Below are 255 nucleotides of genomic sequence, written 5' to 3'. Positions count from 1 at the left end.
GCACGTCGAAGGCTGGACCGGCCGCGAGGCGCTGTCGGGCGTGGCGCAACTGCGCATCGTGGCGCTGTCCGACGATGCCGGCCTGTCGTTGCAAGACATGATCTCGCGGCCCGTCACGCTCTGGACGACGCGCGCCGACGGCAGCCGCAGCGGCCGCAGCGGCGTGGTGCGCGAAGCGGAATTGCTGGCCGGTGATGCAGGGCTTGCGCGCTACCGGCTGACGGTGGCTCCGTGGCTGTGGCTGGCCACGCAGCG

General features: G+C 72.5%; 1 protein-coding gene. It reads left to right on the top strand.

Translation table 11 applies throughout. The annotated features are described in order from the left end of the window. Positions 1-255 (top strand): contractile injection system protein, VgrG/Pvc8 family (locus AC6LJ2_RS30155; RefSeq protein WP_498152774.1); only part of this gene is annotated, 255 nt, incomplete at both ends.

The sequence above is a fragment of the Achromobacter sp. 1014246743 genome (assembly GCF_059760725.1).
Note: the sequence above shows the minus strand (reverse complement) of the source record. Positions and strands in the feature narration are given on the sequence as shown.